This is a genomic window from Lutibacter holmesii (assembly GCF_042679665.1).
Taxonomy (GTDB): Bacteria; Bacteroidota; Bacteroidia; order Flavobacteriales; family Flavobacteriaceae; genus Lutibacter; species Lutibacter holmesii.
Genome location: NZ_JBHTMV010000013.1, coordinates 1 through 14081 on the forward strand (window position 1 = coordinate 1; position 14081 = coordinate 14081).

Consider the following 14081-nt stretch of genomic DNA (forward strand, 5'->3'; position numbering starts at 1 on the left):
TCGTATAGAAAAAATAAAATTAAGCTGGAATTATTAACCTTTTAATCAATAAAAAATGGTCAACCTATTTCAGGACAATACAAACAGAATGAAAACGAAGAAAATTAGAGGACTTAATCAAATTTGGAAAAACATTGAAAAATGGAAAAATGCTCAATTGAAACTCAATATAGAGAACCTAAAACAATACGAAAGAGATTATGCTAAAATTTGGGTTCATCCATTTAGCGGAATATCAATAACAAATAGCAAAAAAACTGAACCAAAACGAGAAACGAAAAAAAGAATTCTAAACGGACTTATAGATATTTATGAAAGTTGGAAAAATCAACTTGATGAATTGAATGAACCCTATTATTTGAAAATATGGCTCTTCGAGGAAAGGTTATCGAAATCCCAAGTTGTTTGTGCTATCGGAAACTCAATTGATTATTATAACAGTACTTTCAATATTCCAGAAAATACAAAGAAGTTTAAAACAGATTTCATCGGATTAATTAAAACCAGAATGGAAAGCTTCAATTGGGAACATAGACTTGACGAGAACATTCTATTTAGTTCTGATATTGGAGACCGAGAGGACTACAAAAACGAAATAGAGTATCTAGAAAATAAAAAATGGCTTGATAATAGATTAAAGAAAAAGCACGTAATAAAAATATTAAAAGACGGGACTGAATCTTATGCTTTTGAAATTGGAAAAGTTTGGATTGGAGAGAAAAAATGAAATAAAAACATTGGGTAACAACGTACAAAATTAATTGCTTGGTTAGAGCCTACTTACGAAAGTCCTAACGGACTTTCTTTGCTCAGGAATTATTTACTAAATTTACAATATTTGACTATTTAATAAAACAAATTTTAACAATAAAATGGTCAACTATATCAGTAAAATACATAAAAATCATTATGCAAAAACATTTGTTATACATAGCTCTTCTTATTCTTTGTGAAGCCTGTAATACAGCACCAGAAAATACAATATCAATCAACGATGTTGGAGTTCCGTTAAATATGGCTACCTATCGCAGCACACAAGTAAAAGATGTAGTTTATCATTTGTCTTTTGACATCCCAGAAAATAAAGAAACTTCTATCAATTCAAGTTTAAGATTAGAATTGACTATAAATGATTTATTGCATCCTATTTATTTAGATTTTAAAGAAGATACGAATACTATAAATAACCTTAGTGTTAATGGAAATGAAGTTGTAATTCTTCATAAAAAAGAACACTTAATTATTCCTGTTAAAGATTTACACTTAGGAAAAAATAGCATTGAAATTGAATTTGTTGCTGGTGAACTTTCTCTAAATCGTAATGAAGATTATCTATATACCTTATTGGTTCCAAATCGTGCAAGAACTGTTTTTCCTTGTTTTGATCAACCAAACATTAAAGCTATTTATAATGTTGAGATTACTGCTCCTAAAGAATGGGAAGTACTTTCTGGAGGCCTTTTAAATACTAAAGAAAAAGAAGGTGAAAATACCACATATAAATTTAAGCCTTCGGATAAAATGAGTACTTATCTATTTTCTTTTGTTGCTGGAAAATTCGCAAAGAAGTCATCAAAAAACACAAAACGTACAATGAATATGTTGTACAGAGAATCTAATAAAGAAAAAATTACGGCTAGCACTACTCCAATTTTTCAACTACATCAATCGTCTGTAGATTTTTTAGAAAACTATACAAATTATGATTTTCCGTTTAAAAAATTAGATTTTGCCATCATTCCAGGGTTTCAATACGGTGGTATGGAACATACTGGGGCAATACAATATAGAGAATCTACGTTGTTTCTAGATAACAGTGCAACCCGTTCTCAAGAACTGTCAAGAGCCAAGCTAATTGCTCATGAAACTGCACATATGTGGTTTGGAAATCTTGTAACAATGGAATGGTTTAATGATGTATGGTTAAAGGAAGTTTTTGCAAATTTCATGGCAGATAAGATTGTAAATCCATTATTTACAGATATTAATCACGACCTATTATTTTTAACGTCTCACTACCCAAGAGCTTATGGTGTAGATCGTACACAGGGAACAAATCCTATTCGCCAAAACTTAGATAACCTTAAGAATGCGGGATCATTATATGGCAGTATTATTTATAACAAAGCACCGATTATGATGAGACAGTTAGAGTTAGCTTTGGGTGATATAAAATTTAAAGAAGGGATAAGAGAATATATAAAAACATATGCGAACAACAATACAGATTGGAATGCTTTGGTTACAATTCTTGATAAAAAAACTGATCTTAACTTAAAAAAGTGGAGTGACATTTGGGTAAACTCTACTGGAAGACCCATTTTTTCTGAAGAAATCCAATATGATGATACCAAGAAAATTAAACAATTTGTACTTACTCAAAAAGCTGAAGATGGATCTAATAAATTCTGGTCACAGTCATTTGATATTAGCTTAGTATATTCAAATAGAATCACAACTATACCTATTGTATGCAATGGAAAAAGGGTCGAAATTTCTCAAGCCAAAGGTGCAGAAGAACCGCTTTATATTTTATACAATAGTAATGGGTATGGTTACGGGGTTTTCCCAACAAGTATAAATGGATTATCTCAAATAAGCAATATCCAAAATGAAGTTTCTAGAGCACATGCATATCTTAACAGTTATGAAAATACCCTTAATGGTTCAATAACCAATACCGTTACTTTTGAAAATTTAGTGAAAGGTATAGGGCTAGAGACAAATGAAATGATTCTTAATATGATTACAAGTCAAGCTAGAAATATATACTGGAATTCATTTACAGAACAGCAACGTTCTAAGTTTCAACCTAATTTAGAAAAAACATTATATAATAGACTAAAACAAGATGAGTCAAAGAACATTAAAAAAACACTGTACAATACTCTTATTTCTATAGCGTATTCTAAAAAAGGGATGGCACTATTATTTCGTATTTGGAATAAGCAAGAAACAATTGAAAATCTTATTTTAAATAAAGATAATTACACTCGTTTAGCACAATTATTGGCCTTATATGGTCATCCAGACGCTCAAGAAATCTTAAAGAAATCCAAATCAGAACTTACCAATCCAGATAAGATTAAAAGATTTGAATTTCTAGTTCCGGCTCTTGCTTCAAATCCTGCTGAAAGAGCTGCTTATTTTGAATCTTTTAAAGAAGCCAAAAACAGAGAAAAAGAAAATTGGGTACAAACTGCGTGTTCATTTATACACCACCCATTACGGCAAAAATATACCATTGAAAGTGTTGCAATTAGTTTGGAATTACTAGAAGAAATTCAAGAAACGGGAGATATCTTTTTTCCATTAGGTTGGTTGAACAGTACAATAGGAATGTACACTTCAAAAGAAGCATATTCCTTAGTGACTCAATATGTATCTTCTCATCCAGACCTTGACCCAAATTTAAAACTAAAACTATTACAGGCTACAGACAATCTTTATAGAATGTATGGAAAATAATTAGAATTTTTATTAATTCACTATCTACAACACTGTGTAAAATTAATTGCTAGTTCTAGCCTGTTTACGAAAGTCCTCACGGACTTTCCATCTGTGATTTATTTGATAACTTTTATGCTTAAACACGTAACGAAATCAAACCCAAAACCGTTGGGCTTAGATATGAAAAAGAAAAATTAACACTATGAAAAAAATAACTTACATCATTTTTTTGTTGATTATTTCACAGCAAAAACCATAAATACTAAGTATTTTCTCATATGTTTGTAATACTAACTACATTATTTACAAATAAAACTACTAAAAAATGAAAAAAACACTACTCATTATTACTTTATTCATTGGGCTTACAAATGTAAATGCTCAAAAAATGGTCGGCTACATATCAGTCAATAATGGTTATCTTGGTAAAGAAGGCGTTTTTATGACAACTATAAGATATTGTAATTTCTCTGAAGATTATATGACAAGACAACAGGAGCAAACTCAAGCATTACTTTCTTTTAATAAATTTTTAGAAGAAAAATATGGAGTTACAGATCCAAGAACTTTAGAAACTCTTTGGCGTGAATTGAAATTAGAAAAATATACGAAGCCTGGCTGGGATACAGCAAAAGAATTTTTAGAGTTAGGTCATAAAGTAACTATAATTGGTAGTGAAGAATTTAAATTTGATCTAGAAGATTAAACTTAAATAATATTTATTTTTAATGCTACTATAACCATCCATCTTTATACCGTTAAATGTAAGAACATAAAATTATAACCAAAACATTAAAAAACGATTGCCAACAACAATATTTATCTGCTATTCCAAATATCGGTATAACCAATTAAGTTGTAAAACAAGTGAATTTTCGGTGAGAAAAAAATGAATAAATGTTTGAATCGAATATTTAAATTACATAATTATTGAAACTAAAAACTATTAAATATTCTTGCTATGAGCAAATGCTACCTCAAAAAGGGAAACATATCATAGGCCAATTGCACAATGAAAATATAATTGTATATCAAGCTTTTAACCCTAACATTACAAAATGGGCTATTGAGAATCAGAAATTTGGAGGCAGCTATTATAAGTTTTCTAGAATGTCTTGGATAAAGCCAAATTTTTTATGGATTATGTATCGGGCAGGATGGGCAATGAAAGAGCATAGACAACATATTCTTGCTATTGAAATTTCGAAAACAAACTTTGAGTTTCTGTTAAAAGAAGCCGTACATTCCAAATATATTGAAGAAATATATGGTGAAAGAGAAAAATGGAAATCTCAATTAAAAGAATCACAAGTAAGATTACAATGGGATCCAGATCATAATCCAAAAGGTGAAAAATTAGAAAGACGAGCTATTCAAATTGGTATAAAAGGAGAACTGTTGGAAAAATTCGGAACAGAATGGATAATTTCAATTGAGGATATTACAGAATTTGTACATAAGCAAAAATCTATCTTAGATTCAGGAGAAGTGGATAATTTTTTTGTAATAGAAGAAGAGAAAATTTCAATTCAAAATAAAGAGCTTATTCACAAGTTACAATTAAATCAACAATAGAATGGTAGCTAACAACGGCTATACACAATGCCCGGTTTAGAATTTATCACATTTAGTATTAAATTTTTATATTTATTCTCTTTAGAAAATGCTTCACATTGAAAACTGACACTGTGAATAGCCAAACCAATGAACATAATTATAACAAAAAACAACAATCAACAATGAATCTATTAAAATTAAATTTCATAATAAATAAAGTAACCATATTATTGATCTTTTTAGGATTCGGTTTTTCTTCATCAGCACAAAACTTCGACATCATTTTGAAAACAAACGGTGAAGAAATGGTAGGAAATGTAAAAAGTATAGAAGAGGAATCCTTATCGTTTATTTATAAAAACGAAACAATTGTTTATAAAGTAAAACAAAGTGATATTGTAAAAATCACCTTTGCTTCTGGGAGAGTACAATTTTTTAATAAGATTAATCAACCTGGAAATACTAATAATATTAGTTTAGAAAATCATCATAATAAAGTAGCGGTTTTGCCTTTTGTTTACATTAAAGATAATCAGGAAGGAGACCTGGTGATGAGTAATAAAATTCAGACTGAAACTTTAGCGCTGCTTAACAAACATCGTGGAGAATTAACCTACTTAAGCGTTAACGACACAAATGCTCTATTAGTTAAAGCAGGAGTTACCAATAATAACATTCAAGGGTATACTATGGGAGAAATCTGTACAATTTTAGGAGTTGAATATGTGATACAAGGAATGGTTTCTGTCGAAAAAACTACACAACAAAACATCAATACTTTTTCAGAAACTACAAAAAACAAAGAGAATACCAAGGCTTATATTGATAGCCAAGGACATTTAATAGGAAACCCTTTAAATAATGGAAAAAGCCAATCTTACGGCTCTTCTGTATCAACTTATACACAGAATTATGCAACTTCTATGACTATGAATATATTTAATGATAAAGGACATAATATTTATAGTCAAGATCATACTTCATTTTGGAATACTCAAGATGCTTATAAAATCACTTTAAAATACTTAGCAAAAAGAATGCCTTTATTTAAGAAATAAGCAATAAGCTATATTAAATCACTTAAAGTTACAAGACTGAAATTAAATCCATATGGATAAAAAAAAGCAGCAGTATTTATTAAAAAAGAGACAAAGTCTCCAGCAAGAAATTGTTTTAAATAAATTAAGAGATAAAATTTCTTTTCAAATTGCTTATTTAAAAAAGAACAATTTTAATTTTACGTTATACTACAAAAATGAATATTTAACTTGGCTACAAAACAGTTTACCTTTTATAAAAAGGGAAAACTGTTCTGGGCAACTAGACTATCAAATTAATCCAAATACTTTTAAACCTAATAACTATACATTCTCTTCAAGTAAGGAAATGATTGATATTATAAGAGAACAACTACCAAAAGTAATTTCAATAAACAGTTTGGTAATTATATGCTACGATGGTGGAAATCCTGAAATAGAAATTTCATTACAAACACTTTTAGCAAATCCAACAACTTTTATTAATGGTGCAGAAACTTGGTTAATAGCTAAAAATAAAAGTGTAGTATTAGAATACATTTGCTTTAAAAATACTTTAAGTATTTTTATACTTGAATAACACAACTAAAATTCATGTTTACCCAAAATTGCATGTGGTTAAAACAAAATAAATAAGGCATACAAGAAATTAATATTATAGAATTTTGAAACACATAAAATATAACTTTAATAATAAGATCTATTAAATATGAAGTATTTTAAAAACCAAAAACTATTTGTTTATGTATTTATTTTTATAAGTATACAAATTTATTCACAGGAGTATTCAACAGAAATAATAAAGCTTTGGGAAGGTGAAAAAACACCCTTTAATAAAGAAAATATCAAACTAAAAGAAACTTTAGATGAAGCAGGTAAACGTTATACTCAAATATCAGAACCTACAATTTATGTATATAGAAATAAAGAAATTAAAAACAATGGTGCAGCGCTTTTAGTTTGTCCAGGTGGTGGTTATGCTAAAGTAGCAATTGGAAATAATAATGGAGAAAGTTCAGCTAAACATTTTCTTAAAATGGGCTTTAATGTGGTTGCAGTATTAAAGTATAGATTACCAGACACATTAATTGTTTATTCACAAGAAAAAGTACCACTTTGTGATGCTCAAAAAGCCCTATCAATCATACATCAAAATTCATCAACTTGGTCTATAGATAAAGATAAAATAGCTGTAATGGGTTCTTCTGCAGGAGGACATTTGGCAGCGTCTTTGGTGAATTTACAAGAGCAAATAATAGCGCCTGGTGTAAAGCCTGAAGACTTGACATTAGCAGCTTCAATTTTGCTTTACCCTGTTGTTTCATTTAATTTACCATACCGTCATAAAGGATCATATAAGTATCTTTTAGCTGATAAATCCAATGATCAAACATTGTTAGATTATTATTCTATGGAAAATAAAGTTAGTAAAAATACAACGCCAACTTATATTATACACGCGTTGGATGATTCCTCTGTAGTATATCAAAATAGTTTGTTGTATTGTGAAAGTTTAAAAAAGCACAATGTAACTTATAAATATGTTGAATTAGAAAAAGGAGGTCACGGTTTTGGTTTTAATTTTAAAAAAACTGGAGTAGATTGGACTATTGACTTAGAGAAATGGCTACATACTGAAACCAATTTGTTTAAAAACTAGGAAAAGAATTTGAATTAACACAACAGTAAAACATGCTTCAAAAAATTTTCTTATTTTAAAATTTTCAATTTCGAAAGACAAACAAACTAAATAAAACCACGAGCAATTATTTAAAGAATTCAAATGAGAATTAAAATATTCATAATCATTATACCTGTTCTATTTAGTTTTCAAAATGGATTATGCCAATCAATGAGCCTTTTAAAATTGTATACAAATAGTTGTTTTTTTTCAGGTTCTAAATTAGCACAATCGGAGTTTATTTTAAGATCAGTTAAACCTATGGAATTAATTAACACTCAAAATCAAAAGGTTTTTCCTATTTTTAATTCAATATTAAATGAAGGTGTAAAAAATACTCCCAGTGATCCTCAAAATTTTAATTTATTAATATTTAACACTTCATTAAACAAAGCATATTCAGAACTTACTCACAATATAAACGCTAACACAAATAATTCAAACTCTTTAAATTTATGGGCAACCTACTATTATTTACCCATTTTAAATCACGATGCAAAAGGAATTGATTTATTAGATAGCAAAGGAAATAAAACGAACTTGAAATTGTCATTATGTGATTGGTGCAATGCCAATATTCAAGGGACAGTTATGGTTTTAAAAGACAACCAAAAACACTTATTAAATTATTCAGGAAGATCAAATGATCTTCAAAACGATTGTAGAGAATGTGAGAGATATAAAAACTATGATGGTTACCTAAAAACAGGTAAAGTTTTATGGAAAAAAAGTGTGGGGTTTGGATTTGGAGTAAAAAATTACAAACTTGTTCCGTTTAAAACAATAGCTGTTGACAATTCGGTTATTCCATTTGGCAGTGTAATTTTCATTCCTGAGGCAAAAGGAGTAGAATATATTTTAGATGGGCAAGTCTTTCATCACGATGGTTATTTCTTTGCTGGTGATACTGGAAGCAAAATTACCGGAAATCACATAGATGTTTTCATTGGAATCAACAAATCAAATCCATTTAAGTTTATAAAATCAAATAGTTCTAATACATTTAAAGCTGAAATAATTACAGATCAAATAAAAATTGAACAGTTAAAAGAATTACACAAATAAATTACAGCTCTTCATTTTTATATGATAATTTGTAAATAATATATTAATAACATTAAAAAAAGAATTTATGAAATTTAAAACATTGTATTTTTTACTTATAGTCGTTTTTTTGAATAACATTAATGCTCAAAACAAGAGTAAAAAAGAAAAAATTGGTAGTGTAGGTGGCTACGAAATGGGATATATTGATTGTATAAAGAAAGGTAATAGTTACACAATTTCATATGAGAACCAAAATGAAGTACAAGTTAATGGGTATAGTGATTTTTCAATTAAACTTGAAGAATTTGAAAATGTTTATAACACAATTATTACTGGATTTGAGAAGAAACAAAAATCAGAAATTTCAATTCCAACAGTTTTAAATTATGTTGAATTAGATTACACCAAATTTTTGGGTAAAATGAGGGTTCGATTTGTACAATCTAAAAAAAAGGGTGCACTTGGAGTTTCATTTTCAGCTTGGTATTCTTTAAAACAAATAAAAAAGCTATTTGGAAAATTATAATAAAGCTGAGATAACAGAATACGTAATTTTTTTTCAATCTATAATACAGCATCTTAATAAAATAAATAACCTTATTTTAACTAGTATAAATTTCACTTTTACAAACTATATAATCTACAATTCAAAATTAAAAAATGACTATGACACCTTTGTTAAAGAAATTAAATTTTAAGCAACAAAAAGAAATTATCATTTTAAATCATCCGGTAGAATTTAAAGAAGAACTTAAAGCAATTGAACTCTATACTACAGTTAAAACAAACCTAAATAATATTAACGAAATTGAATTTGCATTAATCTTTTTAAAAACATTAAACAAAGTAAATACTATTTTACCGCTTGTAAATGAAAAGTTAAAAGGAGATGCTATTATTTGGTGTGCTTATGCCAAAAAAAACTTCAAAAAATTATCAGTCTGAAATAAACAGAGACAACGGATGGACATTACTGGGAGAATTAGGCTTTGAAGGCGTAAGACAAGTAGCCATTGACAATGACTGGAGTGCATTACGATTTAGAAAGGTAGAATTTATAAAAAAAATGAACCGAAAAACAAGCGCTGCAATGACTGAAAAAGGAAAACAAAAAACACGGTTAACTAATCACTTTAAATTTTATTCCTAAATTATTTTCTTCTTAAGCCCTACCCTATTTTAAAGAGAAACATTCAAGAAAATTATTTTTTATTTTTTAGTTAAACTTTTAATAAAATTTAAAGTCTATAATAATATATAACTTTTTAATAAAAAAATTGAACAAATTATACCTAACCATAACCCTGCTAATTAGTACTCTTTTTTTTTCTTGTAACCAAGAAGATACAATTCAACCTACAATTTCTGCTAATTTTGAAACCTCTTTATTATTAGGTGAAAATCAAGCAGTTGTTACAATTACCAATTTATCACAAAACGCAACTAATTATAAATGGTTATTTCCCAACGGAATTTCTGATGATAGCACAGCAGAAAATCCAACTATATATTATACTGAAAATGGCATATATACAATTACTTTAGAAGCTTCAAACGGAACATTTTCTGAAACTAAAACAATAGAAATTATTATAAACAACATTCCTGAAAACAGCAATATTCCTTATCGCTATTTAGAAAACGATGGAATATTTATGTTTTATGAAACAGAAAACATTGAAGTGTATCAAAGTTTGATACCTGAACAATTTGAAATGCCAAATCGTATGGTAGTTTTTGCTTTCTTTAACGACTTTTACAAATTAGATTACGGCGCAACACCTTATAAAGAAAACGCAATATCTATACTTGTTGAATACCAAGGTGAAGAATACTTCCACTGCGTTTATATGCCAGTTACAGATGAACACTCAATGTGGGCTGGAATACTTGGATTAGGCTTACCAAAAACTATGGGAAATATTAATTTTTATAGAAAAAATCCAACATATTATGGTGTAGCTGAAAATGAATTTGGAGGAACTATGAATATGAGTATTGACACTGAAAATTTTACTATTAATAACGATGTAAAACAAGAAATGATTGATCTTCAATTATTAAAATCATTACAAATTAGAAACGATAAAATTATTGTAGTTGGCAACACAGGTGGAAACGAAAATAGTGTTATTCAAACAGCTGAACAATTCCCCAATTTAATAACCTTAAAATTTGGGAATGCAACTATAACAAATAATACAGATGCTATTTCGTTTAAACACCCTTTAGATTTAGAACCCTCTCACATTATTGGTGGTTTCTATCTAAAAAATACAATTCCGTTTGGTTTAACTGGAAATTCACTTTAAAAACAGCGCAAAATTACTTACAATTCTTTGTTAATAAGTATATTGCACTAATACACATAAATATTTCTACTGTTTTTATTTTTTACAGTCTATTCTAACTAATAATTAAAAATCTTAAAATGACAAAACATAAAAGTTTCATAATTGTTATTTACTTGATAATTTCATTTTTCAATAGTAAAACCTATTCACAAATTGAGCACTCTAACAATGAATTATGGCTTGCATTAAAAAACTCGGCCCACAACATAGGATTTTGTGTTTATAACGTTCAACAAGAGCCTTGTATAGAACATTTGCATATAAAGAATGAGTTAGAAAAAATTAGTGAAACACCTGATACTGATATTAATTATTTCTTATTAAATCCTAAATGGGCTAAAGATAGACTTACTGAATTATCTAAAAACAATAACTCTAAATTAGAGAATTACATAATACTCTTTGACATTGATCAAAATTCATTTAAAAAGTTAAACGATTCAACAAAAACCTCAAATTCATATAAAATGTTTTCTATTTTTAACTTAAATAATGAATTTGAGTTTAAAACGCACAGAGAAACAGTTACTCACGTTACATTCTTTATTTTATCAAATACCACCAGTTCCATTTTGAGTAATACAATGTGGAGGGAGTTTATGAGCAATAGACTTGGACGTTTAGATTCTAAAATTGAAATATCACTAAATGGAGCAAATGCAATGAGTGATTATCACAAATTTAAAAATTCGTTTATAAATTTTGTAGAAAAATAAAACCCGTAAAAATTGAAAAAAGAATACATTTTTAAATCTAAAAGACTTGGTTTTCGAAATTGGTCTGAAAAAGACTTGATCAAATTTTCAGAAATTAATGCAGATTTGGAAGTGATGAAATACTTCCCTAAACCATTAACTAAAAAAGAAACTGCAGAATTTATTGATAGGCTTATAAAACATTACAAAAATAATGGGTTTAACTATTTTGCTACAGAAATTTTAGATACTGGAGAATTAATAGGTTTTATAGGTTTAGCTTTTCAAGATTATAAAACTGACTTTACACCAGCTATTGACATTGGGTGGAGATTAAAAAGAAGTTCTTGGGGAAAAGGATATGCAACCGAAGGCGCAAAAAAGTGTCTTGAATTTGCATTTAATAAACTAAATTTAGAAAAAGTAATTTCAACCTGTACAATACAAAACTTAAAATCAGAAAATGTAATGAAAAAAATAGGGATGAAAAAAGTTGGAGAATTTAACCATCCTAAGTTGAAAATGTTTCCTGAATATAAAAAATGTATTTGTTACGAAATAAAGAAAAAACCATAAAATAAAAATTACTTACAACAATAATTGTTTATAAACACACTACTCTATTATTTCAAAATCGTTTTGTAATTCTCATTAAATTTTTATTTGTTACCTTAGTAGCATAACTACGTACAATGAATACGAGTTAAACTATTACTAACTAAAAAAAAGTATTTTGAAAAAATCAGTCCTTATTATTTTACTAACAATTGTTACCTTTTCATCACAAGCACAATCTAAACTTGACACTATTTACTACAATAATTATTTCAATATATGTAACTCTGACCGAGCTTATTTTTATAAATTAATGAAGTTCGATGAAAATTCTGAATCTGAAGGGCAAATAACAGATTTAATAAGTAATGATGAGTATTTAAAACGTAAAGCGTTAAAAATAGCGTTGAGTGAAGGAAGATTTGTGCTAACTAAAATTGATGGAATTACAACCATAAAATTAACTTATGTAGGAATAGATGAGGAATACAACGAAGAATCTTATGGAAAAATTACTTCAGAAGAAATTATTAAAAACAATAAAAAAATAGCATCTACTTATTACACCTATTACAGTAATAAAAACCTAAAACTAAAATATACTAAAGACGGAGCATCAAATAGGATTGCATATGCTGAATATCAACCAAATGGAACTTTAGAAATGGAATATACGGTAACAAACGGAATAAAAAACACGAAAACATATACCAAATCTGGGGTGCTTAAAAGCAATATAAACCAAGATAAAAAACAAAATAAAATTGGAGAATGCAAAACGTACTTTAACAATGGAAAAATAAATAAAATTGAAAATTATTCAAATGGTAAACTGAACGGAACATATAAAATGTTTTATGAAAATGGACAATTAAAGGTAAGTTCTAATTATAAAGATGGACAAAAAAATGGAGAATTTATATCTTATCATGAAAATGGACAATTAATGGTAAGTGCGAATTATAGAGATGGACAACCAGACGGAAAGTTCAAATCATTTTACGAAAATGGAACATTAAATATGAGTGGAAGTTTTACTAATGGAGAACAGACTATTACGCAAGGTCCTTTTGACGAAAATGGTCAATTGATAAAAAATTAGCTATCCTAAAATTTAAACACCATTTAATTGACCGAACTACAAAAATACATGACTTCCTATTTTGGAATTACAAATCAGAATATGGATGAAATTACAGCTTTGTTTACTGAAACAACGCTAAAAAAGGGAGCATTTTTCTCAAAACCAGGTCAATACTGTGAAAAACTAAGTTTTGTAAGAAGTGGATTTATACGAGTTTTTGCAAATTCAAATAACAAAGAGATTACGCAATGGATTTCTACAAAAGGTTATTTTATTACAGATTTATATAGCTTCACTTTTAAACAAAGAGCAAAATGGAATATTCAAGCTCTTACAGATTGCGAACTTTACACCATAGACAAAGAAAATTATGCGCGCCTTAACAATTTAGTTCCAAATTGGGTTGCAATGGAAAAACAATTTATTGCGGGGTGTTTTATACAACTAGAAGATCGAGTTTTTAATCATTTATCTCTCAATGCTGAAGAACGATACGACCAGCTTTTTAAACATAACAAAGAACTTTTTAATAACGTTCCTTTACAATATTTAGCTTCAATGTTAGGAATGTCACCTGAAACATTCAGCAGAATAAGAAACAAAAAAAACTCTTGATTTTTG

The 14081-nt window shown here is 28.0% G+C and carries 16 protein-coding genes; all 16 read left to right on the forward strand.

Translation table 11 applies throughout. The annotated features are described in order from the left end of the window. Positions 1 to 88 precede the first annotated feature (88 nt). The 16 genes from ACFQ5N_RS14070 (at position 89) to ACFQ5N_RS14145 (ending at position 14075) form a co-directional block, all read left to right on the forward strand. A complete protein-coding gene (locus ACFQ5N_RS14070) occupies positions 89 to 727 on the forward strand; it encodes a hypothetical protein (RefSeq protein ID WP_386810415.1) in 639 nt (212 codons plus the stop codon). Between the two features lie 182 nt (positions 728 to 909). Beyond that, positions 910 to 3468 (forward strand): M1 family metallopeptidase, encoded by a 2559-nt coding sequence (locus ACFQ5N_RS14075; protein ID WP_386810417.1) that lies wholly within the window; start codon positions 910 to 912, stop codon positions 3466 to 3468. Positions 3469 to 3838: 370 nt separating this feature from the next. After that, positions 3839 to 4156, forward strand: a complete 318-nt coding sequence (locus ACFQ5N_RS14080; protein WP_386810419.1) for a hypothetical protein — start codon at positions 3839 to 3841, stop codon at positions 4154 to 4156. A gap of 263 nt (positions 4157 to 4419) precedes the next feature. Then, complete coding sequence (locus tag ACFQ5N_RS14085) at positions 4420 to 5025, forward strand: DUF4291 domain-containing protein (RefSeq protein WP_386810467.1); 606 nt, start codon at positions 4420 to 4422, stop codon at positions 5023 to 5025. A gap of 98 nt (positions 5026 to 5123) precedes the next feature. Next, positions 5124 to 6065 (forward strand): hypothetical protein, encoded by a 942-nt coding sequence (locus ACFQ5N_RS14090; protein WP_386810420.1) that lies wholly within the window; start codon positions 5124 to 5126, stop codon positions 6063 to 6065. Positions 6066 to 6117: 52 nt separating this feature from the next. After that, complete coding sequence (locus tag ACFQ5N_RS14095; protein ID WP_386810421.1) at positions 6118 to 6624, forward strand: hypothetical protein; 507 nt, start codon at positions 6118 to 6120, stop codon at positions 6622 to 6624. A 129-nt stretch (positions 6625 to 6753) separates the two neighbouring features. Continuing rightward, the gene (locus ACFQ5N_RS14100) at positions 6754 to 7704 is read left to right on the forward strand and encodes an alpha/beta hydrolase (protein ID WP_386810422.1); all 951 of its coding nucleotides are present in this window, start codon (positions 6754 to 6756) and stop codon (positions 7702 to 7704) included. Between the two features lie 282 nt (positions 7705 to 7986). Continuing rightward, the gene (locus tag ACFQ5N_RS14105; RefSeq protein WP_386810424.1) at positions 7987 to 8790 is read left to right on the forward strand and encodes a 3D domain-containing protein; all 804 of its coding nucleotides are present in this window, start codon (positions 7987 to 7989) and stop codon (positions 8788 to 8790) included. A 67-nt stretch (positions 8791 to 8857) separates the two neighbouring features. Beyond that, the gene (locus ACFQ5N_RS14110) at positions 8858 to 9298 is read left to right on the forward strand and encodes a hypothetical protein (protein WP_386810425.1); all 441 of its coding nucleotides are present in this window, start codon (positions 8858 to 8860) and stop codon (positions 9296 to 9298) included. Between the two features lie 134 nt (positions 9299 to 9432). Beyond that, positions 9433 to 9717 carry a hypothetical protein gene (locus ACFQ5N_RS14115; protein ID WP_386810427.1) on the forward strand — a complete coding sequence of 95 codons (285 nt, stop codon included), beginning with the start codon at positions 9433 to 9435 and terminating at the stop codon, positions 9715 to 9717. Next, entirely contained in the window at positions 9683 to 9922 is a 240-nt protein-coding gene (locus ACFQ5N_RS14120) for a hypothetical protein (protein ID WP_386810428.1), read from the forward strand. Before ACFQ5N_RS14115 ends, ACFQ5N_RS14120 begins: the two co-directional genes overlap by 35 nt. Positions 9923 to 10049: 127 nt before the next feature. Further along, positions 10050 to 11084 (forward strand): acetoacetate decarboxylase family protein, encoded by a 1035-nt coding sequence (locus ACFQ5N_RS14125; RefSeq protein ID WP_386810429.1) that lies wholly within the window; start codon positions 10050 to 10052, stop codon positions 11082 to 11084. Positions 11085 to 11203: 119 nt separating this feature from the next. Further along, positions 11204 to 11842, forward strand: coding sequence for a hypothetical protein (locus ACFQ5N_RS14130; RefSeq protein ID WP_386810430.1), 639 nt, complete (start codon positions 11204 to 11206; stop codon positions 11840 to 11842). A 12-nt stretch (positions 11843 to 11854) separates the two neighbouring features. Next, complete coding sequence (locus ACFQ5N_RS14135) at positions 11855 to 12397, forward strand: GNAT family N-acetyltransferase (protein ID WP_386810431.1); 543 nt, start codon at positions 11855 to 11857, stop codon at positions 12395 to 12397. Positions 12398 to 12554: 157 nt separating this feature from the next. Then, positions 12555 to 13478: a toxin-antitoxin system YwqK family antitoxin gene (locus ACFQ5N_RS14140; protein WP_386810433.1), complete on the forward strand. Its 924-nt coding sequence runs from the start codon at positions 12555 to 12557 to the stop codon at positions 13476 to 13478. Between the two features lie 27 nt (positions 13479 to 13505). Next, entirely contained in the window at positions 13506 to 14075 is a 570-nt protein-coding gene (locus ACFQ5N_RS14145) for a Crp/Fnr family transcriptional regulator (protein ID WP_386810434.1), read from the forward strand. The last annotated feature ends 6 nt before the right edge of the window (positions 14076 to 14081 follow it).

What these genes read in the sequence shown, in the direction of transcription:
- ACFQ5N_RS14070 (WP_386810415.1), top strand. Translation starts at nt 89, where the DNA reads ATGAAAACGAAGAAAATTAGAGGACTTAATCAAATTTGGAAAAACATT.
- ACFQ5N_RS14075 (WP_386810417.1), top strand. Translation starts at nt 910, where the DNA reads ATGCAAAAACATTTGTTATACATAGCTCTTCTTATTCTTTGTGAAGCC.
- ACFQ5N_RS14080 (WP_386810419.1), top strand. Translation starts at nt 3,839, where the DNA reads ATGGTCGGCTACATATCAGTCAATAATGGTTATCTTGGTAAAGAAGGC.
- ACFQ5N_RS14085 (WP_386810467.1), top strand. Translation starts at nt 4,420, where the DNA reads ATGCTACCTCAAAAAGGGAAACATATCATAGGCCAATTGCACAATGAA.
- ACFQ5N_RS14095 (WP_386810421.1), top strand. Translation starts at nt 6,118, where the DNA reads ATGGATAAAAAAAAGCAGCAGTATTTATTAAAAAAGAGACAAAGTCTC.
- ACFQ5N_RS14100 (WP_386810422.1), top strand. Translation starts at nt 6,754, where the DNA reads ATGAAGTATTTTAAAAACCAAAAACTATTTGTTTATGTATTTATTTTT.
- ACFQ5N_RS14105 (WP_386810424.1), top strand. Translation starts at nt 7,987, where the DNA reads ATGGAATTAATTAACACTCAAAATCAAAAGGTTTTTCCTATTTTTAAT.
- ACFQ5N_RS14110 (WP_386810425.1), top strand. Translation starts at nt 8,858, where the DNA reads ATGAAATTTAAAACATTGTATTTTTTACTTATAGTCGTTTTTTTGAAT.
- ACFQ5N_RS14115 (WP_386810427.1), top strand. Translation starts at nt 9,433, where the DNA reads ATGACTATGACACCTTTGTTAAAGAAATTAAATTTTAAGCAACAAAAA.
- ACFQ5N_RS14120 (WP_386810428.1), top strand. Translation starts at nt 9,683, where the DNA reads ATGCCAAAAAAAACTTCAAAAAATTATCAGTCTGAAATAAACAGAGAC.
- ACFQ5N_RS14130 (WP_386810430.1), top strand. Translation starts at nt 11,204, where the DNA reads ATGACAAAACATAAAAGTTTCATAATTGTTATTTACTTGATAATTTCA.